Genomic DNA, 22294 nt, shown 5'->3' on the forward strand with positions numbered 1-22294 from the left:
ACTTCTCGCTGTGCTTGAGTCTCAAGCTCTTAAATACTAATTAGATAGTCAGGGAGTCAACTCCTGCGGGGAGACGCCAAGGGCGAACGAGTGTCTGGGGGTTTCCTCCATGAGCGACTGCCGCCGACACAGAGGTTAGCGCATAGGCGCTTCGCCTTCTTGCAGGGTAGGTACATAGAGGTTTTTTGAAGATAATTCGCTATGTCCCAAAATAATTAGGCGCATCTTCATAGAGAATTGGTATAACTATTTTAGTGATTTAGCAGTCCGATAGCCATCTCAAGGTGCATTTTATTTAGCTTTATGCAAGTTCAGTAAACTCTCTTGGTTGTATCGGTCAGGGTAGCTCATAGCTTTGCCCTCTAAAGTTATCCGAATTAGTGCCGCTTGTTCATCAGTGGGGGAGTTCATCTCATCTACGACCCCTTCGAGAAATTGAATAACACTAAAGCCTGGTGATTTTAACCCTCTTCCTTGCCTTAATTGAGAGAGTGCTATCTGTGGGAATGCCATCAAGGTGACAATCCAACTAGTCTTGTACCCTCCATTCCCAGTAGGCTTTAATCCGTAACGCCTACACAAGTCTCTCAACTCAGCAGTGGTTTTGATTTCGAGTTCTGACCTTGTGAACATAAAATAGAATTACCCATTTGTAAAAGTGGTATCGGTGGTGAACTGTTTGCAAGACTGGTAGCACCACCGATTAAATAATCTAATTATTTGTACACAGACAATTCAAGCTTTATTCATATTTCTCAACAATGCCCAATCCTAAAGGAAGTCCCGATAATTTAGAACCAATACAACGCAAGGGTGAGGAACCCATGACAACTACTATCAGCTTTCGTGCTACTGAAAAAATGAAGGAAGAGGTAAAGGCACAAGACGACCCTCCTGAGTTTTGCAGAGAAGCTATTCAAAAAGCACTGGATGAGAAAAAAGGGAAGTAGTGAAAAGTTGTTGGAGTTTAGTGCAACAACTTTTCTAAAAATTGAGATTTTTGGTTAACTGAACCGTATTGCAGCTGGTTTAAAAAAATCAGTATCTAGTTTGACCAAACTCTCATTAAAAACTTTCAGGTTTATTTTTGCCCTACCTCGCCAAGTGCAGATGTACGCGCAAAATTCCTTGAATTACCTGTTGTACAGCTTCTTTACTCAAGCTGCCATCTACCCGAACAATTCGTGAGGGATGGGAGGCGGCTATTTGTGCGTATCCTTGCTGAACGCGCCGATGAAAAGCGATTGTCTCTTGTTCAATGCGGTCTAGTCCTACTTGGTTTGAGAGTTTGCGGGCTAGTCCCACTTCGACATCGACATCTAGCCAAATAGTTAGATCGCTTTCTAAACCACCAGTAGCAATATTGTTAAGCTGATTAATCAAACTCATGTTCAGACCGCGACCATATCCTTGGTAGGCAATGGTAGAGTCAGTGTAGCGATCGCATAAGATATATTTCCCAGCTGCGAGATTTGGTTTGAGTTCTTGTTCAACGTGTTGCGCTCTGTCAGCAGCATACAACAAAAGTTCTGTCACTTCTGCAACTGGTTTATCCTCTGCCTTTTCTAGTAGCAAGCGGCGAAGATGTAAACCTAACTCTGTTCCCCCTGGTTCACGAGTTACCACTACAGAAACACCTAAACTTACCAACCACTCAGAACAAAGCTGCATTTGGCTGGTTTTGCCACAGCCTTCCACCCCTTCAAATACAATTAATTTCCCACCCATGCTTTTTTGTTCGCTGCTATAAACTGATTCGCTGACGTTTCATCAGATCAAGAATAGCGCGAAGTGCAAAATTAACCTGCAATTGCGTAGGCGTAGCCCATCGTAGATATCGCTGTCTATGAATTTAGTTACCTGAAAATTACTGTAACTTAGACGGTATAGTATCTCGCCAGCCTTGGGCACAAGCAATATGCCTTCATCCTCTCGATTAGCCCGCCAGTGAATACATTATTAAACTCCTCTGTAGATACTAAATCCACCATCTATGCCATCAACCATTCCCCCAGTAAAATTCTCTGCGTACCTCTGCGCTTCCCTTTGCGCGACGGCAGTCGCTACAACGGGGAGGCAGCGCGGTCTTGGGGGTTCCCCCCATGAGCGACTGCCGTGGGAACCCCCGCAACGCGCTGCCTCCCCTTTGCGTTTAAATTTCCCCCTCAACTCCCCACGATTTTACGCAAACTTGTAAGCAACCTTAGCGAGGTCATAAGCGAAAGCACGAGCCATATCATACCCTTCCTCCTGCTCAACCAATCCCCGTGCGACTAATCCAGCCAACCACGAGCATCTGGGCGAAAAGTTGGTCTGATTTGAGTAAACCCTTCTTCGTGGAGCGATCGCTGATTCTCTAGGTTATCACTGGCGGCATCGGTAGTACAAAGCACTTCGATATTAAAGCGTTTGAATAAAGCACGAGGGGAAAACTCCGGTAAGGCTAACAAACCTTCTAAATAATCATAGATATCTCCAGCATTGCTAGTCGGACTCTGTCTTTAGTGCAGGTTACGAATCGGAGAAGCTTGTACCATGCACACCAGAGGCGCTTACCGCATTTCTGGCGGTGTGCGGGGGCGGATAACGGTACCACCAAAGGCAAAGCTGATACGCGCTCTATCCCTGTCTGTGATAAGATTAGAGAAATTCTAGAGGCTTATTCCTCTCCCAAAGAGTTCTTGTTTCCCGGTCGCTGGGGACGGGGACACATTCATCCCGATTCTGCCATCGCTGAAACCTATATACAGTAAGAGTTTTCAGTCCATCTTGCCATATACAGTAAGAGTTTTCAGTCCATCTTGCCCCTCAAGACAGCTTCGCTATATTTACCCCAATTTGTCACAAGCGTGCCAACTCACTTCAAAGCTTTTGTTTTACTTTCTTTTTAAAATGTGAACTGATAGTCAAAGCACTTAGAGTGAATACAGTGCCTAATACAGTAGAGGGTTCTGGAACCGTGCGGGTAGCAGCAATCTTGCCTGCTAAAACATCATCTATAAAGTTGGCATAATATGACACGCGAGTATTATAAGAAATCTCTCCGAAAGAAAAATCAATTCTGTCATTGACATCAGCCCGACCCTGATTAAATCTAGTATCAAAGGATGCAATACCAGTAATCAATCCATTTATTAATGCTGGACCACCCGAATCACCAGGAGCCGATATGACTTCATCTATCCCCAAACCTGTATCACCAGGAGGGTTATTGTTACGCTCCAATCCACTGTCGAAGTCATAACCCAAGACTTTGAAAGCATTTGCTTCTCGGTTTCTCAGATAAGAGTCGTAATCGTAAGTATTTCGACCGTAACGCTTAATTCCACCTGGAAAATTTATTGGGTCGGAACCCGTTTTGCCGTTACCAGAAAGACCATACCCGACGACCGTAAAATTCTGATCGAGTTCATCGCCACCCCGATAAATATTATATCTGTCAGCTTCTATTGGAGCCAAGGTATCAAGTCCAATAATTGCAATGTCATTGGCGTAGGAAACATCACCGTTCCAACCAGGATGAATATAATAAGTAGAGGATTCTACTGAATTCCTTCCCGTAAGCAAATTAAAGTTTACTCTTACGTTCTCAACATCTATAGTTCCTGGTATTTTGTTTTCGGTAAGACAGTGAGCAGCAGTAAGAATATGCAACCCTGTAGGCAATAATGAACCTGTACAAAGTAGAGCATTGCCATTTTGGTTTAGCCTTAGTTCCACAATCCCGTCACCTATACCACGAGGAACTATATAATCATTGGGGTTGCCTGTAACCACAATAGCTTCTGCTTGCTTGCCAATGTTAACAGCTGTAAATGCGCCTACTGTAGATATCAGAGTAGACGCAAGGGTGAGAAGTTTCAGTTTTTTCACGATAGATGCTGTTGAGTGGATATCAAGTTAACACTTGTCTACTTGGGGGCATGACGAAGTAAGTGCAAAATCGCGTTGAGTCTCAACATAATGCTTTTGGATTTTACATCACTCTTCCACCTAGCAATAAATCAGTAGAATTATTACTTCATCCCTTTAAAGGGCTTTTTTAACTCCACTGAAACGTTAATTACGTTAAGTTCAGCTGCAATTTGTATTAACTTTTTTGTACTTACGTTCGCTGTGATGGAATCATGTTTAGTAATTTTTTATTACAATCACTATCTATAATACATTTATTAGCTTGATCAAGCAAGGGCATTTTATTACTTGTAAGTGCGTATTCTGCGAACCACTCACACTGATTGCACCGCCAAGCGCCTCTTTTTTAAACATACAGACAGAGAGTCGTCTTTGTCCTTCTCACATTCTGCACTTTGAAGTTGTACAGTGACTTTTTATTTGTCGCTGTGCCAAATTAATGTCATTGAGGGTGTAAAGCTTGTACTTTCTAGCCTTCAGCTTAGAAGTAGCACAGGGAACCTACAAGCTATATCAACACAAATGGTTGCCCTACTAAAGTAAGTCAGGCTTAACTCGATGACACGAATTTGTCTCAACGCCATTTAATTTGTCACTGTACACAAAGTATTTTCAAACCAGGATTAAATGCAAATATAACTGTGCTTCAGTCAGGATCAATTGTAAGTAATCTGCAATCATCGGTTTTGAGCCAGGATTAATTGCAACTATAAAAATGGTCGGCGAACAATTGCCAAATTTTGCGGTGGTCGGTTTCTCCTGGCGAACCATCATTAGTTGGTATGCCCAAAGCTTGCAGAGATACGCCCCGACTATAGAGCATTCGTAAAAGGTAGTGGTCAGGGATAATCAGTAATTCCGTCGGCGAACCAAAACGGGCTGATTAGCTAACAAAGCTGGATTTACGTGCCCGTGTGTGCAAACTAAAGGTAACGCAGATATACTGTCAAAAAATTGATCGGCTAATCGTCTTTGAACTGGTTCTGGGGAAAAACAGCGATCGGCAGATAAACTCGGTTTTTTAGTTAACATAATTTTTGTTTGATTAAAATTCTTGATATAAATTGTTTTGAGTTCTAAATTGTTAATAGTGCTGCACTACTACCACGCTGTACTAGAAAAGGAGATAAAACGCGGTTTTCCACAGTTTTTTCTTCTAATAAATCGAGTAACATTTGCATAGCTATGCCACCAATTTCTAACATTGGCTGGCTGACTGTAGTTAGTGGCGGCGTAACGTAACTGCCCAGAGCAATACCATCAAATCCGACGAGACTTAGATTTCGCGGTACTAAAATACCTAATTCTTGGCAAGCTAACAAAGCGCCAACTGCTACCATATCGTTGTAACAAAAAATGCCTGTTACTTCCGCAGTCAAGAGTTTAGATAGCATATTTTGCCCAGTGCTAACATCGCTGGTTCTGGTATCATATTCGTCACTAATTGAAACCCAATCAGTATTTTGTGGAATCCCAGCTTCAGCAAGGGCCATTTGATATCCTTCTAGGCGGTGCTGGTTCGACCTGCTGCGATCGCTTACACCCAGATAACCAATAGCGGTGTGTCCCAAACTGATTAGATGCTCTGTAACTAATTTAGCACCTAAGCGATCGTCTATTGCTACTGAGTGAAAAATTTCCAATTGGTCTTCAGTCTGACTATTAATTAGAACTGTTGGCACAGCAATTTGTGTGAGTTGTTTCGTATGCTGTTTACCAATTCGCGAGTCGGCTACTAAGATCCCGTCCACTCTACGGCGATGAAAAGTATCAATAGCTGCCATTTCCTGCTCTAAATCTCGGTGTGAAGCACTCAATAAAACACTCAAACCTGCTGGTTTGGCTATCTTCTCGATTCCCTCTACGACCTCTGCAAAAAAGGGATCAGAAATTGAAGTTACTACTACACCAATGGTATTAGTACGTTTATTTTGCAAGCTTTGAGCAATAGCATTCGGCACATAACTCATCTCCTGTGCCAGTCGCTTAATTTCTTCTCTCACTTTTGGGCTAATTAGAGCGTTATCTCGCAAAGCGCGTGAAACTGTAGAATGAGAAACGCCTGCTCTGCGAGCAATATCTTCAATTGAAATTCTTCGTTTATTCATTATTTTATCTTAGCTTTTAAATATTGCACACGTGTGCAATTGTATGTATTATAGAAAATAATCGTTATTTGTCAAGAGATAATACAACTTACATTTTGCATGGAAAAGAGTTAAAAGTCCTCACTTTTACCTCCGTCCATAATTACAACTACAAGTTACGAATTACAAATTCCGAATTAGTTGAACTTTTATTAAGAAAAAAATGATTATCCTCGTAATGGGTGTGTCTGGTTCTGGGAAAACCACCATCGGAAAACTGCTAGCAGACTCCTTAGAATGGGAATTTAGCGACGCTGATACTTTCCACTCGCCAGAGAATGTTGAGAAAATGCGGCGCGGTATCCCTCTGAGTGAAGATGACAGAATGCCCTGGTTACAAGATTTGCAAACAGCCATAAAACATTGGCTGCAAGAAAATAAAAATGTGGTGCTGGCGTGTTCGGCTTTAAAAGATAGCTATCGGCAATTTTTATTATTAGATAGCGAACGCATCAAGCTAGTTTACCTCAAAGGGTCTTATGAGTTGATTCAAATGCGGTTACAAGAACGTAGCAATCATTACATGAGCGGAAAACTGCTCGATAGCCAGTTTTATACACTTGAAGAACCAGTAGATACTCTATGTATGGATATTGCACAGCCACCCCAGATAATTGTCCAAAACATTAGAACGGCTTTGGAAATTTAGCTTACTGATGACAACCGTAATATTAAGATTAATCACGTATCTAGAAAAACACGAACTTTTGGCAACTAAATCACATCTGATGTTAAGTCTAAACAAATATCAAAGCAAGCAGATAACTGTAATGGTAGGAGAAAACTAGTGTTTCTAAGATTAGCGCAACAGCATCAGCAATTCATCCAAGACTTGGTAATGAACCTGCAAGCCTTGACAATTATACTTGAGCGGCGTGGCTATACTGCGTCTTGTTATACATGCGGCGAGCAAATGAAGAGTGCTTCATTTATGGTTAGCCTGAAAGAAAAGCACCTGATTCGGTTTTTAGTATCTGATTACGGAATTACTTGGATGGAATTGTGGGACGATCGCGAATTAATGAAGTTGGAAGGTGCAGAAGCGATAAACCAGCTACAAGAGTTGGCTAATCTTGTTAAGTATTCCATGACTGTACAATTGACAAATTGATACTAGGCTAGCTGAGTCAGACGTATAAATTAATAAGTATACCTTTTGCACACGTGTGTAAAACAAAAAATTAGCTTATATTTAGTAAATTAATGCACAGATGTGCAAAAAACAAAAGCACTATTTTTAGGCGTTGCTGAATCAAGGGACGATTCTTGTAGGGTGGGCGACACGAGAGCCCTGAAATACAAGGGACGGGCTTTTCGACCCATCCCACAAAACTAGCAAAATCATCCCGCTTTCTCTGCAACGCCTATTTTTAATCTGAACCAAACAGATTGGATAAGACACTTAGGGAAGTTGATTGTGCATAGGTATGCAAAGAGGAAATGAAACTTATTATTTATTTTTGCACACGTGTGCAAAAATAAATAATAAGTCCAAGACAGTTTTTGCACACCTGTGCATAATAGAGTGCGAAAGTACCATTTAACAAATACAATATCGACAAGTAGAAAGATATGTCTCAAACTCTAAATAATGCCATTCTTCAGGTTCAAAACAATCCCTTGCATTCACTAGAAGAATGGGAAGAAGACTTACTTAATCGCTATCCCGATCCAGATAACCTAGTTAAAGAAGGTAAAACTACCGAAGAATATAGGAATTATGAAACGACTATTAGAGATACGGTGAAAGAGTTTTATCGGTTAAATCATATTAATCAAACATATAATTTTGTACTTCAAAAAGAAAAAGAATTTTTGAAGTTTGATAAAAAAGAAATGTCTGTTTGGGATGCGGTCGAATTTTTGAATCAATTGGTTGATGATTCCGATCCTGATACAAATATGGATCAGTTACAACATCTATTGCAAACATCAGAAGCTATTCGCGCCGATGGTCATCCTGACTGGATGGTACTTACTGGCTTCTTTCACGATATGGGGAAAGTGCTTTGTCTATTTGGTGAACCTCAATGGGCTACCGTAGGCGATACTTATCCTGTCGGTTGTGCATTTTCTAATAAAATTGTTTTCTCAGAATTCTTTAAAGAAAATCCTGATTATAATAACCTCGATTACAACACTAAATATGGCATTTATGAGCCGAAATGTGGATTGAATAATGTACATATCTCATGGGGACATGATGAGTATTTTTATCAGATGATGAAAAACTATTTGCCCGAACCTGGATTATATATGCTTCGCTATCACTCGTTTTATCCTCAACATCGTGACAATGCGTACGAACATTTGATGGATAAACACGATAAAGAAATGTTTAAATGGGTAAGTTTATTCAATCCCTACGATTTGTATTCAAAAAACCTTATTCCTCCTGATTGGCATAAATTAAAACCATATTATGAAGATTTGGTGGCTAAATATTTACCTGCAAAATTAAAATTTTAACCTGTTTGAAAAAGAATTCATAATATTTTATTTCTGAGGGAATCAAGTAAGAACAAGATATTGAGATACAAACTTTCTTTATTCCTAATCAAGCTTAAAATATTATCTTGTTTACTCCTGTATTGTCTTCAAGTGATGGAGGAGGATTAACAATTCAAAATTCAAAATTCAAAATTAAAGACATTTCAGACGAGGATTTAAACCCCGACTGAAACTGGTGCTACATATAGATGTAGGGGTCTTAAACTCTTGAACTTACAATAACAAATAAAGACGCTTGTCAAGCTGATTAAAGTTGATTTGAAAAATCTAACTAAAGGATGTTTACATTATTCAAAATCTACCATTAGAAATCAAAAGTTTCTCTACTCAACAGTATCTTTTCTGAGGAATATTGATTGAGAAATGTTAACTTTTTTAACATTGCTCCTAATACTGAATAGGCTAATTATGCGAATGCTTTTAAAAGAAGATTTTGGGTTCTATCGCGAGATTTAAAATATTTTTTATTTGTAAAGTTCGATAAACAAAATTAATTTTTGCATATGAGCGGGATAAAATGAAAAAAGTCAAAACAAATAAAGATTGACAATTTTAATAAAACTAATTTTTGGAAGTTTCACTTAAAAGCTGTTTTTCAACTATACACTACAAAGTAATCTCACCAAAAGAACGGGATTATTTTAAGTAGTGAAATGTTGATGATTCTGCTTTAAAAATAAACCATTTTATTTCGTGAAACTAATAACAATAACTCCAATTACGTCAAATTACAAAACTTTTGGAGTTTAAACTCCAAAAGCTAGTAGTATCACTAAGTTAGGTTTAAAATTTTCAGACCTAGTTTATATTGTGATGCCCTTTATCAAATTTAAATCCGTTGTTATAAATATGAAGATAATTTCACTGATAGTTGGCATATTAGGTTTGGTGGTTGTTGGTTGCACAAATGGCGATCAAAATAACAACACTGCTACTAATACTACTAACAAGGCTACTAATATAAGTGCAGAGAATCTTAGTACTCCAAATAGAAAATTGCAAACAATCGGCGTAGCTTTGGGTGACTTAGGCAATCCTTTCTATAATGCTGTGCAGAAGGGGGCTGAAACAGAAGCTCAAAAAATCGGAGGTAATATCAAAGTTAATGCAGTTTCTAGTGCCTTTGATCTGAACCAACAAAGCAACCAAATCGAAAATTTTACAGCTGCGAATACTGACCTAATTATCCTCAGCGCTGTTGATAAAAAAGGAGTTAAACCAGTTATTGACCAAGCAAGGCTTGCAGGTAGGGTTGTAATTGCAGTAGATTCAGCTGTTGATGCAGATGTGGATGCGATGATTAGTTCCAACAATACCCAAGCTGGTGAGGTTGCTTGCGGATATATTGCCGATCGCCTCAAAGGTAAAGGCAATGTAGTCATCCTCAATGGTACTCCGATGGACTCAATAAATCAGCGAGTGAGTGGTTGTAAGAATTCATTATCCAAATATCCTGACATAAAAATCATCTCAAACCAAAACGCCGAAGGGACTAGGGATGGAGGACTTAGAGTCATGAGCGATTTGCTCACAACTTTCCCCAAAATTGATGCCGTTTTTGCCACTAACGATCAAAGCGGTGTTGGCGCAGATTTAGCAGCTAGACAAGCAAGACGCAAAGAATTCTTTATTGTTGGGGTTGACGGTTCACCAGATGCAACCAAAGCAATGGGAGACAAAGATGGTGTATTTGCAGCAACTGCGGCTCAAAATCCAGTAGCGATGGCGCAAAAAGCAGTTGAGATTGGCAACGATCTAATCCAGGGCAAAAAACCTAGTGATTCCGAGATTCTAATTCCAGTCAAGTTAGTCACCAGAGACAACCTCAGCACTTACGAAGGCTGGTAAGTAAGTATTTAATCACCTTGAGGAGATATATGAATGTGAAAAAAATTGCGATCGCAGCTAGCATATTAGGTCTGGTCAGTAGTACTGTTATTGGTTGCACAAATAACTCTCAAAATGGCAACACCGCTACTAACCCTGATACCAATACTAGTGCAGCGAGTAAGGGTGTCACTGGGGATGCAAAATTACGAGCAGTTGGCTTCACCGTTGGCGATCTAAGTAACCCCTTCTTCGTTGTTATGGGGCAGGCAGTTGAGGCAGCAGCAAAGAAATTTGGGGGTAATGATGTCAAAGTTATTGTCGCTTCCAGTGCCTATGACCTCAACCAACAAACCAATCAAATTGAAAATTTCATTGCGGCTAATACTGACATCATTGTTCTGAATGCTGCTGATAAAAGTGGTATTCAGCCAGCAGTTGAAAGGGCAAAACAAGCAGGCAAAATTGTGATCGCGGTAGATACAGGTGCTGACGGAGGTGTGGATGCCACCATTACGACTAACAATATCAAAGCTGGAGAACTGGGTTGCCAATATATTGCTGACCGCCTCAAAGGCAAAGGCAATGTAGTCATAGTTAACGGTCCTCCGGTGGAATCGGTGCTTCAACGAGTTAGTGGTTGCGAAAAGGTATTGTCCAAATATCCCAATTTAAAAATACTCTCTAAAAACCAGAATGCAGAAGGGAGTAGGGATGGAGGACTTAGAGTCATGACTGATTTGCTGACAACCTTTCCGAAAATTGATGCTGTTTTTGCGATCAACGATCCGAGTGGGGTGGGAGCAGAACTAGCAGCTAACCAAGCACGACGTAAAGATTTCTTTATTGTTGGGGTTGATGGTGCGCCAGAAGCAATCAAAGCGATCGCTGACAAAAATGGTATATATGCTGCGACTGCTACTCAAAATCCTAGAGGTATGGCGACAGAAGCAGTTAAGGTTGGTAACGACATCTTACATGGTAAAAAACCTAGTAATTCCACCATTCTGCTCACACCCAAGCTGATTACAAAAGACAACGTTAACACAGAGAAAGGTTGGTAAGTAATCAAAATTGTGAAAGTCAGCGCTCGTCAGTGGTAAGTTTTCTCAAGATGATTTTGTAACGGCTTTCATTTCAGATTAAATATGATTTTCGGGAATTTTTAATTCAAAAAACGCAAATTTTCAATTGTTTTTACAGGTACAGCTGATGACAACAAGTATTGAAACCTCTTTTCCTGATGTACCAACCGCTACCCCTGTATTAGAAATGCAAGGGATTGCTAAACGATTTAATGGTGTACCTGCCCTGCAAAATGTCAATCTCACGATTTACCCAAGAGAAGTTCACGCCCTCATGGGTGAGAACGGAGCAGGCAAAAGCACATTGATGAAGATCCTTGCTGGGGCTTACATTGCCGATGAAGGCGAGATTCTCATCAACGGTAGCCCTGTGAAAATTACCGATCCGGCTTCAGCACGCAAGGCAGGTATTAATCTCATTTATCAAGAACTGAACGTTGCACCTAATTTAACCGTTGCCGAAAATATTTTTATGGGTAGCGAGTTGCGCCGAGGTCAGCTTTTAGACCGCAAAGGTATGGAACTGGAAGCACAAAAAGTGCTTCAAAGCCTCGGAGCCACTTTTACACCACAAACTGTGGTTGGTAGCTTGGTAGTCGCCGAACAACAGCAGGTGGAAATTGCGCGGGCGCTGAAGGACAATAGCCGCGTTTTGGTAATGGACGAGCCAACAGCAGCACTATCTGACCGCGAAACAGAGCGCTTGTTTGAGGTAATTCGCAGACTAAAAAGCGACGGCATTGCCATTATCTACATCAGTCACCGCATGGAAGAAATATATGCCTTGGCTGACCGGATTAGCGTGCTGCGCGATGGTCAATACATTGGCAGTTTGACGCGGGATGAAATTTCTGCACAGCGATTGGTGCAGATGATGGTCGGTCGCTCGATGCAGGACTTTTACGAACATCAACGACAAACCAACCCAGGCCCAGTGAGATTGGAAGTCACGAATATCAGTGATGGACGCAAGGTTGAGCCAACTAGTTTTCAACTTCGCGCTGGCGAAATTGTCGGTCTAGCGGGGCTGGTTGGTGCAGGACGAACGGAAGTATGCAGGCTGATTTTTGGTGCCGATCGCAAGGCAACTGGTGAAGTCTTCCTCAATGGCATGAAACTTAATATTAATAGCCCCGGTGATGCCATTAATGCTGGAATTGGTTACGTCCCGGAAGACCGCAAAGACCAGGGTTTATTTCTGGAGATGAGTTCTCGTAAGAATATTGCCATTAACACACTCAAGCAGGATGCAAAGGCTGGTGTCGTCAACTGGGGTTCAGTCAATCTATTAGCGACGCAAGCGGTGGAAGACTTCAATATCCGGCTGGCGAATTTGGAAATCAGAGCGGTGGATCTTTCTGGTGGTAATCAGCAGAAGCTTCTATTGGCGCGTTGGTTAGCGATTAAGCCGAGAGTACTAATGTTGGATGAGCCGACACGCGGCGTAGATATCGGTGCCAAAAGCGAAATTTACCGAATTATCAGCGAGTTAGCAGCACAAGGTGTTGCGGTTCTGATGGTTTCCAGCGAACTACCGGAGGTTGTGAACTTGAGCGATCGCGTCTTAGTGATGCGAGAAGGGCAGCTAGTGGGCGAACTTGACGGCAGTCTTGGTAAAGAAATTACCCAAGAAAAAATTATGCACTATGCAACTGGAGCATCGGAGGTACCAGCATCATGAGTCAGACAGTAAGACCAGTCAATAATAGAGTAGACAAGAACTCAACGCAGCGCAACCGCAAATCAATCAGCACTCTGCTTGAGGTTGCAGGTATTCTGCCGATTCTAATCATTATCTGCATCTTATTTACATTCCTTTCTCCCAGCTTCCTCACAGGCGCTAATATCGTTAATATATTGCGTCAGGCATCAATCAATATTGTGCTGGCAACGGGAATGACGTTTGTAATTCTGACTGGAGGTATTGACCTTTCAGTTGGATCGATATTGGCTGTTTCTGCCGTAGTTACGGTGCTGGTATCGCTACTTCCGGCTATCGGTTGGGCGGCTATACCTGCGGGTTTGCTTGCAGGATTGCTTTTGGGTTTAATTAACGGCGCTCTGATCACTTTTTTGGATGTGCCACCTTTTATCGTCACGCTAGGTTCACTGACTGCCTTGCGGGGTGTTGCCTTTTTGGTTGCCAATGGTACAACGGTTATTAACCGTGAGATAAATTTTGCTTGGATAGGCAATAGCTATGTCGGTCCCCTTCCTTGGCTGGTAATCATTGCGCTACTGAGTGTAGCAGTGAGTTGGTTTGTCCTGCGACAAACGGTTTTAGGGGTGCAAATATATGCAGTGGGTGGTAACGAGCGAGCAGCACGATTAACTGGGATTAAAGTCGATCGGGTGTTGCTATTTGTCTATGGCGTCAGTGGATTACTGGCAGGTTTAGCAGGAATAATGAGTGCCAGCCGTCTTTATAGTGCTAGTGGCATCGTGGGTACTGGTTACGAGTTGGATGCGATCGCAGCTGTTATTCTAGGTGGAACCAGCTTTACAGGTGGTATTGGCACCATTGGCGGCACTCTTCTCGGTGCATTAATTATTGCTATTCTCAACAACGGTTTAACTCTGTTGAACCTATCTTACTTCTGGCAACTAGTTGTCAAAGGACTAGTAATTATTTTGGCAGTGATGATTGATCGGTTACGCAGACGTTCTAGACGGTAAAGAATTAAAGTGTTTGGGCATTGGGCATTGGGCATGGAGCATTGAGAATAGGGGATGAGTCTTTAATAACTTGTGAATGAGTCTTTGAACTCCATTAATGAGTCTTTAATACTCGTGAATGAGTCTTTGAACTCCATTAATGAGTCTTTGAACTCCATTAATGAGCCTCTGAACTCCGTTAATGAGCCTCTGAACTCCGTTAATGAGCCTCTGAACTCCATTAATGAGTCTTTGAACTCCATTAATGAGCCTCTGAACTCCATTAATGAGTTTTTGCTTTCTACTTCTCCTACTCCCTGCTCCCCAATGCCCCATGCCCAATGCCCCATGCCCCATGCCCAATCCCCAATATTATGTCTTCCACTACTGTTCGTCGTAAAGCCAACACGTTTTATGTAATTTTGATTGCTGGTGCTGCGGCACTCGGCGGGTTTTTATTCGGTTTTGACACTGCTGTAATCAACGGCGCGGTTTTATCTATAGCAAAAGCTTTTAATATCAGTAGTTGGGTAACAGGGCTAGCAGTATCCCTAGCGTTGCTGGGGTCTGCGGTAGGAGCCTTCTTTGCCGGACAGATTGCAGACCGTTATGGTCGAGTCAACGCAATGGTGGTCGCTTCGGCGTTGTTTACTATCAGTGCCATTGGTTCTGGGATAGCCTTCACTATCTGGGATTTTATCTTTTGGCGATTATTGGGTGGGATTGGCATCGGCGTTGCTAGCGTTATCGCGCCGGCTTACATTGCCGAATGTTCTCCCACCCATTTGCGAGGAAGGTTAGGATCTCTGCAACAATTAGCGATCGTAGTCGGAATTTTCGTCGCCTTATTGAGCGACTACTTTATCGCTGTGTCAGCAGGTTCAGCAGACTCGCCGTTTTTGTTTGGGGTTGCAGCCTGGCGCTGGATGTTTTGGACAGCAGTCCCGCCAGCAGTATTCTACGGGATGGTAGCTTTAACAATTCCTGAATCCCCTCGTTATTTGGTTGCTAAAGGACGAGAACCAGAAGCTGCTAACGTTCTGACCAAGATTTTAGGGGGTGACGTACTGCCAAAAATCGAAGAAATTCGGCAGACAGTGCTTCGCGAACGCCAACCCAGCTTTTCTGACCTCTTAAGCAGAAGTGGCGGACTCCTGCCAATTGTTTGGATCGGAATAGGCTTATCTGTATTACAGCAATTTGTTGGGATTAATGTAATCTTTTACTACAGCAGCGTTTTGTGGCGGGCAGTCGGGTTTTCCGAAAAAGATTCCCTATCAATTACGGTGATTACAGGAGCCGTCAACATTATTACAACACTGATTGCGATCGCCTTCGTGGATAAATTTGGTCGCAAGCCCTTACTCATAATCGGGTCAATCGGCATGACCATAACCTTGGGGACAATGGCTTATCTGTTTGGCAATGCTCCCCTCGATGCTGCTGGGAACCCCAATCTTACCGGAAACGCAGGTACTATAGCTCTGATCGCAGCCAACCTCTATGTATTTTGCTTCGGTTTCTCCTGGGGGCCAGTGGTTTGGGTGCTGTTGGGAGAAATGTTTAATAACAAAATTCGAGCCGCCGCACTTTCGATTGCTGCTGCTATGCAATGGGTTGCCAATTTCCTCATTTCTACAACATTTCCTCCTATATTGCAATATTTCGGTCTGGGTTCTGCCTATGGACTCTATACAATTGCAGCAGCTACATCATTCTTTTTCATTCTCTTTTTTATTAAAGAAACCAAAGGAATTGAGTTGGAAGATATGTAATTGGCATTCATCTAGTACCGCTGTGCGTAATTCGTAATTTGTATCTCTGTGTCCTCTGCGTCTGGAGCGGTTGTTAAAAAAAGACTTTGACAAATAGTTTTAGCCTTATATCGATTATCGGCTTTGTTGAATAGAACAAGGGGCTTAAGCCCCTTGTCTCACCAAGCGTGATTTTATGGAGTTTTATAAACAATTGGCTTGGGATTAGATGGGGTTGATAGCAACAGATAAATTCCAACCTTCTGCCTCCTGCCTTCTTCACAACTGATGACTGCAAAGTAATTGAAAAGTATGCAGCACTGTGTTGATAAATACAGCATTTTCCTAATTATTAGGAGTCTATATTCCTATCTGTGATGCTACATCCCAGAAAAAATACTAGACAAAAACTAAATACAAACTCTCGCTTCAGTAAATCAGGAAAAAGATGGAAACTATCAATACGGCTCTTTGTTCTTCTGGTTTATCCGGCATGGTATTTCATGCGCCGTTTATTGATTTACATCCTGGATTTAAATTAGAGCCAATTACTGTTAATGCCGAAGACGGAATTAATCTAATGCAGATTATAGAAGGGCTATTAAAAGCAGCAATGAGCAAAACGTTATAGCGTTGTTTAAGTAACCTAAAACCTAAGCTCAAAATATGTAACTTTAATCCTGATTAACTCCTAATCTGGAAGCTTTGGTTCGAGTGCAATCTATTTAGTTACAAATTCAGAATTAAACCATTTTCAAATAATAAGTCAATGCTAAAAATTATTTTTCATAGCTTTTTTCTTCTATTCTTGGCAATTCCAGCAGTTTGGGCAGCACCTCCAGAAGATGATTCTAATGCAGTAGATGCTAATCGGAATTTGCAGGGACAAGTAAATTCTGTTTCCCAGTTTTCTGATGTACAACCAACCGATTGGGCGTTTGGTGCATTGCAATCGCTGGTGGAACGCTACGGCTGTATTGCAGGTTATCCCAATTCCACCTATCGCGGTAATCGTGCCTTAACCCGTTATGAATTTGCCGCAGGTTTAAATGCTTGTTTGGATCGGATTAATGAGTTAATTGCCACAGCTACTAGCGATTTAGTTAATAAGCAAGATTTAGCAGTGCTGCAAAAGTTGCGGGAAGACTTTGCCGCAGAACTGACAACTCTGCGCGGACGAGTAGATACAGTAGAGGCACATACAGCAACATTAGAGACGCAGCAGTTTTCCACTACTACTAGGTTGAATGCTCAAATTATTACCGCCATTAGTGATACCTTTGGTGATAGAGTAGGTGGCGAAGATGATGAATCCAATCTCTACTTTGCAAATCGGGGTCGTCTCAACTTTGAGAGCAGTTTCACTGGCAAAGATTTATTGCGAGTCCGGCTAGAATTTGGTAACTTTGCGTCCAATATTGGCAGCCAAATTGCCGCAGCCACAGGTACAGGGATGACACGCCTGAACTTCGATTATGACAGCAACGAGACACTTTATGTCCCCCACATCCGTTATTACTTCCCAGTCAGTGATTCCCTTAACTTCGTTGTTGGGCCTACAGGCATTGGTTACACCGACATTTCAACCACCGTCACTCCCCCCACAATTGCTGACGACGGCAATGGAGTTCCCTCACTATTTGGGTCATACAGCCCCTTATTCCGCCGAGGTGGTGCCGGTGCAGCCGCTAACTGGAACATTACCAAAGACTTGGTTCTCACCTTGGGCTATTTAGCAGGCAGTTCTAATGTGCCATCGCCTAGCAACGGGTTATTTGATGGCGGCTACAATGCCTTAGCACACTTAGCCTATTATGGTAAGCAAGGAGCGATCGGTGTTGCCTACTCTCATGGCTATAGCCCTGCTGGAGTAATCGAACTCTCAGCTGGGACGGGTAGCGTCCTATCAAACGCTCCCTTTGGCAACAACATTGCTACTTCCAACGATATTGTCGGCACACAGGGATACTATCGCTTCTCCCCGAATTTCCAAGTCCACGCTTGGGGTGGATATATTTGGGCAAATGCCGAGAATTCTGGTTTGAGTGATATTTCCAATCGTAGGGGTGGAACAGATTCTCTATTTGTGAACAATGGTGACAATGCCAATGCCTGGTTTGGGGCGATTGGTGTGTCGTTTCCCGATGTGGGTGGTAGAGGCAATCTGCCAGGAATTCTCTTTGGTATACCACCGCACATCTCTAACAGTGATGTCCGTCAAGACCGAGACAACGCTTACCATATCGAAGCATTTTATCGCTACCGCCTGAATGACAATATCTCAGTGACTCCTGGTTTTTGGGTGATTCTCAACCCAGAAAACGACAGCAGAAATGATACGCAGTATGTGGGTGTGCTTCGCACAACCTTTGATTTTTAACTAAATATGAATGGTTTGCTTGATTAACAGAGTGCTGAGTATTCAGCACTTTTTAGGAACTTCCAATGAAAAAACAAAAATTATTCTTCTGTTACTACTAAATTCCACAGCGCATCAATCCCATTGCCTACATATTCTGAATCCTGGTGTTGTGAAATCCATTCGGCGACAGTAGCAGTAACATTGCTGGAGTTTTTGCCCAACTTGCCCAATGCTTCAGTAGCAGAGTTACGCACACCCTTACTCTCATCGTTGAGTAAACCCAGCAGTGCTTCAACAACCAGTGGCGAGGCGTTGCCCAACTTGCCCAATGCTTCAGCAGCAGATTCACGCACTATTTCACTCTCATCTTTGAGTAAAGTCAGTAGTGCTTCAACAACCAGTGGCGAGGCGTTGCCCAACTTGCCCAATGCTTCAGTAGCAGATTCACGCACTATTTCACTCTTATCTTTGAGTAAACCCAGCAGTGCTTCAACAACCAGTGGCGAGGCGTTGCCCAACTTGCCCAATGCATCAGCAGCAGAGTTACGCACAATCTTACTCTTATCTTTGAGTAAACCCAGCAGTACTTCAACTAGCTGTGGCGAGGTGTTGCCTAACTTGCCCAATGCTAAAGCAGCAGATTCACGCACTATTTCACTCTCATCTTTGAGTAAAGTCAGTAGTGCTTCAACAACCAGTGGCGAGGCGTTGCCCAACTTGCCCAATGCTTCAGTAGCAGATTCACGCACTATTTCACTCTTATCTTTGAGTAAACCCAGCAGTGCTTCAACAACCAGTGGCGAGGCGTTGCCCAACTTGCCCAATGCTTCAGTAGCAGAGTTACGCATACCCTTACTCTCATCTTTGAGTAAACCCAGCAGTGCTTCAACTACCTGTGGCGAGGGGTTGCTCAACTTGCCCAATGCAAAAGCAGCTAACAAACACACACTCTGACTCTTATCTTTGAGTAAACCCAGCAGTGCTTCAACAACCAGTGGCGAGGCATTCTCCAACATGCTGAATACAAGAGCAGCAGAGGAAAGTACTATCTCACTCTCATCTTTGAGTAAACCCAGCAGTGCTTCAACTATTTGTAGCGAGGCATTGCCTAATATGCCCAATGCAAGAGCAGCAGAGTAACACACACTACTCTCACTCTCATCTTTGAGTAAACCCAGTAATGCTTCAACTACCTGTGACGAGGCGTTACCCAACATACTTAATTCAAAAGCAGCAGAGTTACGCACACTCTCACTCTTATCTTTGAGTAAACCCAGCAGTTCTGCCAATACTTCCTGTTGTTCACCTAAAGCAGCTCGATATTCTCGCAGTCGCCTTTTATCTATCAAATCTGCTGATGCTTTTAACTGTTCTAGTGCTTGAGCTTGAAACCGGGTTTCATTTAAATTGCAAATAATTTGAAAAACCTGTGATTTAACTTCCCTACCTACTTGCTGAGAATTGCTAACTTCAAGCTCAACTAATTTCTGCAAAATATCTGTAATCAATTTGCCATCAGATAATTTTAAATCTTCAGCTAAACAAGTACCTGCAAATAAAAGATTGCGGTGCAGCCATTCTTCATAAAGAGTCTCATGTTGCAGAATTGCTTCAATGATTTTTTTCGAGTTATTTTGATTTTGTTGAGCTATTAACAGCAACAACACCTCTCGCCAGTGGGAATTGTGTAGATAATCTCGAATGTGATTTAGTACTTCGTTAAAATCTTCTGATTGGCGATCGCGTATTTCTTCACCTGCTAAATATTCCTGAAATGTCTTATGCACAAAGGCATACCTATCTTGACCTTGTTCGTTTAATAAACCACAGCGTTCTGTAATATGGTCAACTAAGCGTTCTGCTTCGGTTTTAGCTTGATGTTTATGAACTAGATAATAGTCACAAATATATTCACTTAATTGTGTAATTAGCTCATCTCTCTCAATCAGCGTCCCACCTTCTTTATCGCCAGTTTCCCCTTGAGAATGAATCCAGTAAGCAAGGCGTTGCATCAATATTTTGATATCGTCCAATTTAATATAATTCAGCTTCCAAGACTCAATACCCTTGTTGACATCCCAGTTAATCAATAGCGTATCAACTGCCTGTTCATAAAGTTTATATCGCTGTCTAGGCAAATGTGCGTCATAGCGATGAATTAAAGCAATGATTGTCAGTAGTAAAGGATTGCGTGCTAATAATTTAATGCGTTTTTGTGCTGCTAATGCTTTTTTTAAGCTTTCTTGACGCTCTTGTGCTTTTTCTGGGTTGTTTGGTAGTCTGCTGTTATACCATTGCTGAATAAATAAATCAATTTGACTATCATCAAATTTTTCCAGATGATAATGAGGAAATTCATCTGTACCAAAAAACTCTCGACTATAACCTGCTGGACGCGAAGTTATAATTGCCCGATTTTGAGAATATTGTCCGAGAAAGCTGTGAATTATCTTTACAAATTCATAGCGATCGCTTGGTTTAGCGATTTCATCTAAGCCATCAAGTAAAATTAACGCTCTCCCATCATCTAACCAATGTTCAAAGAAACCTTTGGGCAATTCTTTAACATGAATACTATTGGCAAAATTGCGTACATATTCTAAAAGATTCTTCGTTGAAGCTTTGCCTAAGTCTCTAATTCTAATCAAAATTGGCAGTAACTCTAAATCTGTTGATAAACCGAGTTTCTCAGTCTGCTGTTCAGCCAGCATCACAGCAAAGTAACTCATCAAAGTTGTTTTACCAATTCCTGGTTCTCCCAACACAACAAATTTATTGCGTGTACTTTCTTTCAGCAGTTCTTGGGCTGAGAATTTCTTGCCACTACTTTGTTGTTCCCAAAGTAAATTTTGCTGGCGTTGTTGGTTAACTGTCTCTTCCAAAGCCAAATCTAGATTTAATTTTAAACCTTTGCTTTCTCTAGCTTCCACCTGCTCAACTACATTAGGCATCACAAAAATTTGTGGTAGTTTAGCAAATTTTTCTTCTTCTTTTGTTTTTACCTTTATTCCGACAAATTCAACACCATCAAAATAGCGTGACAGTTGTTTGAGATAATCTGATTTAGCAATTTGAAACTTTAAATATGTATTAGTGTGTTCAAAATAAGCATCTACAAACTTTTTCAGCCAATGTTTAATACTCTCATCGTGAAACTTTAAGTTTGACTTTTCTGATTTAATTTTGTGGAAGATTTGAATTAAAACTTCTAAATTAGGGATTGTTTTCTCTGTAAAAGGCTTCTGTAATTCTTCTTGAACTCCTGTATCTTTGAAAAACCTCTCTAAAAGTTCTCTCGCATCCTTTGGCGTACAACGAAAAAATAAATGCTTATCAGAATCTTGATTAGCATCCCACTCTTCGGCAGATTGTACACCTGCTTTCAAAGCTTTTTCTAAATCTGTAGGATTTAATGCACTATTGATTTTCTTAACAATTTCTGGAAATACTGCTTTTCCTACTGAGCCAGCAATAGTTAATAACTCTGTACTCATATTGCTTGGGATATATAGTTTATATACATACTACACGCTTGTTAGCTTTGTCAGTTGTTGTGCGAATTTTACAACCGATTCAGGGACGGGATAATCCTGATTTACCTGCAACTGTTGCTTTTTCCCATGAGCAACAGTAATCAACCTATTTTACTATTCTAAAAATCCCTAATTCTTCTTGTAAAATGTGCCTGAAAACTTTGATTTTCGTTTTTAGTGCTCACTCAGCTTAAAAGGTTGTTTAAAAAGTAGTTGGCTGTGATTTTCATCACATTATTACCCCCCTTAATCCCCCCTTGTAAAGGCTACTGTGTACACACAAGTCAAATTACCCCCCTTAATCCCCCCTTATAAAGGGGGGAAATAAGAAATCTTGTTCCCTCCCCAATACATATGGGGAGGGTTAGGGTGGGGTAAAACTGACGCGAAAAACCAAGTGAGTAAGCTATTTCTGGCGTACGCATTTGTTACTTTGGCGTACGCATTTGTTATTTCGGCGTACTCATTTGTTATTTCGGCGTACTCATTTGTTATTTCGGCGTAC

20 protein-coding genes and 1 pseudogene are annotated in these 22294 nt (G+C 41.5%); 13 read left to right on the forward strand and 8 right to left on the reverse strand.

What is annotated here, in order from left to right; all coding sequences use genetic code 11:
- Window positions 1-291: 291 nt before the first annotated feature.
- Complete coding sequence (locus HWQ58_RS05395) at window positions 292-633, reverse strand: hypothetical protein (RefSeq protein ID WP_366837399.1); 342 nt, start codon at window positions 631-633, stop codon at window positions 292-294.
- Window positions 634-761: 128 nt separating this feature from the next.
- Here HWQ58_RS05395 and HWQ58_RS05400 point away from each other — a divergent pair, with 128 nt between their 5' ends.
- Complete coding sequence (locus HWQ58_RS05400; RefSeq protein ID WP_292777022.1) at window positions 762-950, forward strand: hypothetical protein; 189 nt, start codon at window positions 762-764, stop codon at window positions 948-950.
- A 142-nt stretch (window positions 951-1092) separates the two neighbouring features.
- Here HWQ58_RS05400 and tmk read toward each other — a convergent pair whose 3' ends face one another.
- A complete protein-coding gene (tmk, locus tag HWQ58_RS05405; protein ID WP_292858784.1) occupies window positions 1093-1728 on the reverse strand; it encodes a dTMP kinase in 636 nt (211 codons plus the stop codon).
- A gap of 219 nt (window positions 1729-1947) precedes the next feature.
- On the opposite strand from tmk, the gene HWQ58_RS05410 reads away from it, so the two are divergent.
- Window positions 1948-2106, forward strand: coding sequence for a hypothetical protein (locus tag HWQ58_RS05410; RefSeq protein WP_292858787.1), 159 nt, complete (start codon window positions 1948-1950; stop codon window positions 2104-2106).
- 167 nt (window positions 2107-2273) lie between these two features.
- Here the strand turns inward: HWQ58_RS05410 and HWQ58_RS05415 are convergent.
- Window positions 2274-2474 (reverse strand): annotated as a pseudogene (locus tag HWQ58_RS05415) (glucuronate isomerase); the annotation flags it as partial.
- 54 nt (window positions 2475-2528) lie between these two features.
- On the opposite strand from HWQ58_RS05415, the gene HWQ58_RS05420 reads away from it, so the two are divergent.
- The gene (locus HWQ58_RS05420; RefSeq protein ID WP_292858789.1) at window positions 2529-2753 is read left to right on the forward strand and encodes a hypothetical protein; all 225 of its coding nucleotides are present in this window, start codon (window positions 2529-2531) and stop codon (window positions 2751-2753) included.
- Between the two features lie 109 nt (window positions 2754-2862).
- Here HWQ58_RS05420 and HWQ58_RS05425 read toward each other — a convergent pair whose 3' ends face one another.
- From HWQ58_RS05425 to HWQ58_RS05440, 4 genes are all read right to left on the reverse strand, one after another.
- Window positions 2863-3873, reverse strand: coding sequence for a trypsin-like serine protease (locus HWQ58_RS05425; protein ID WP_292858792.1), 1011 nt, complete (start codon window positions 3871-3873; stop codon window positions 2863-2865).
- A gap of 739 nt (window positions 3874-4612) precedes the next feature.
- A complete protein-coding gene (locus HWQ58_RS05430) occupies window positions 4613-4738 on the reverse strand; it encodes a hypothetical protein (RefSeq protein WP_292858795.1) in 126 nt (41 codons plus the stop codon).
- Between the two features lie 26 nt (window positions 4739-4764).
- Window positions 4765-4947 (reverse strand): hypothetical protein, encoded by a 183-nt coding sequence (locus HWQ58_RS05435; RefSeq protein WP_292858797.1) that lies wholly within the window; start codon window positions 4945-4947, stop codon window positions 4765-4767.
- Window positions 4948-4991: 44 nt separating this feature from the next.
- The gene (locus tag HWQ58_RS05440) at window positions 4992-6023 is read right to left on the reverse strand and encodes a LacI family DNA-binding transcriptional regulator (RefSeq protein WP_292858798.1); all 1032 of its coding nucleotides are present in this window, start codon (window positions 6021-6023) and stop codon (window positions 4992-4994) included.
- Window positions 6024-6225: 202 nt separating this feature from the next.
- Between HWQ58_RS05440 and HWQ58_RS05445 the strand changes: the two genes are divergently transcribed.
- The 10 genes from HWQ58_RS05445 to HWQ58_RS05490 all read left to right on the forward strand — a co-directional run bounded on the left by HWQ58_RS05445 (window position 6226) and on the right by HWQ58_RS05490 (window position 18274).
- Window positions 6226-6711: a gluconokinase gene (locus HWQ58_RS05445; RefSeq protein ID WP_292858800.1), complete on the forward strand. Its 486-nt coding sequence runs from the start codon at window positions 6226-6228 to the stop codon at window positions 6709-6711.
- A 138-nt stretch (window positions 6712-6849) separates the two neighbouring features.
- Complete coding sequence (locus HWQ58_RS05450; protein WP_292858803.1) at window positions 6850-7173, forward strand: DUF1815 family protein; 324 nt, start codon at window positions 6850-6852, stop codon at window positions 7171-7173.
- A gap of 461 nt (window positions 7174-7634) precedes the next feature.
- The gene (locus HWQ58_RS05455; RefSeq protein ID WP_292858805.1) at window positions 7635-8531 is read left to right on the forward strand and encodes an inositol oxygenase family protein; all 897 of its coding nucleotides are present in this window, start codon (window positions 7635-7637) and stop codon (window positions 8529-8531) included.
- A gap of 891 nt (window positions 8532-9422) precedes the next feature.
- A complete protein-coding gene (locus tag HWQ58_RS05460) occupies window positions 9423-10421 on the forward strand; it encodes an ABC transporter substrate-binding protein (RefSeq protein ID WP_292858808.1) in 999 nt (332 codons plus the stop codon).
- Between the two features lie 29 nt (window positions 10422-10450).
- The gene (locus HWQ58_RS05465) at window positions 10451-11464 is read left to right on the forward strand and encodes an ABC transporter substrate-binding protein (protein WP_292858810.1); all 1014 of its coding nucleotides are present in this window, start codon (window positions 10451-10453) and stop codon (window positions 11462-11464) included.
- A gap of 148 nt (window positions 11465-11612) precedes the next feature.
- Window positions 11613-13166, forward strand: a complete 1554-nt coding sequence (locus HWQ58_RS05470) for a sugar ABC transporter ATP-binding protein (RefSeq protein ID WP_292858812.1) — start codon at window positions 11613-11615, stop codon at window positions 13164-13166.
- Window positions 13163-14161, forward strand: coding sequence for a ribose ABC transporter permease (locus HWQ58_RS05475; protein WP_292858814.1), 999 nt, complete (start codon window positions 13163-13165; stop codon window positions 14159-14161). The genes HWQ58_RS05470 and HWQ58_RS05475 overlap by 4 nt, the downstream gene beginning before the upstream one ends.
- 353 nt (window positions 14162-14514) lie before the next feature.
- Window positions 14515-15915, forward strand: coding sequence for a sugar porter family MFS transporter (locus HWQ58_RS05480; protein ID WP_292858816.1), 1401 nt, complete (start codon window positions 14515-14517; stop codon window positions 15913-15915).
- Window positions 15916-16342: 427 nt separating this feature from the next.
- Complete coding sequence (locus tag HWQ58_RS05485; RefSeq protein ID WP_292858819.1) at window positions 16343-16525, forward strand: hypothetical protein; 183 nt, start codon at window positions 16343-16345, stop codon at window positions 16523-16525.
- Window positions 16526-16663: 138 nt separating this feature from the next.
- Window positions 16664-18274 carry an iron uptake porin gene (locus HWQ58_RS05490; protein ID WP_292858822.1) on the forward strand — a complete coding sequence of 537 codons (1611 nt, stop codon included), beginning with the start codon at window positions 16664-16666 and terminating at the stop codon, window positions 18272-18274.
- Window positions 18275-18354: 80 nt separating this feature from the next.
- Here the strand turns inward: HWQ58_RS05490 and HWQ58_RS05495 are convergent, their stop codons facing one another.
- The gene (locus HWQ58_RS05495) at window positions 18355-21750 is read right to left on the reverse strand and encodes a HEAT repeat domain-containing protein (RefSeq protein WP_292858825.1); all 3396 of its coding nucleotides are present in this window, start codon (window positions 21748-21750) and stop codon (window positions 18355-18357) included.
- Window positions 21751-22294 lie beyond the last annotated feature (544 nt).

The sequence above is a fragment of the Nostoc sp. LPT genome (assembly GCF_017115165.1).
Taxonomy (GTDB): Bacteria; Cyanobacteriota; Cyanobacteriia; order Cyanobacteriales; family Nostocaceae; genus Nostoc.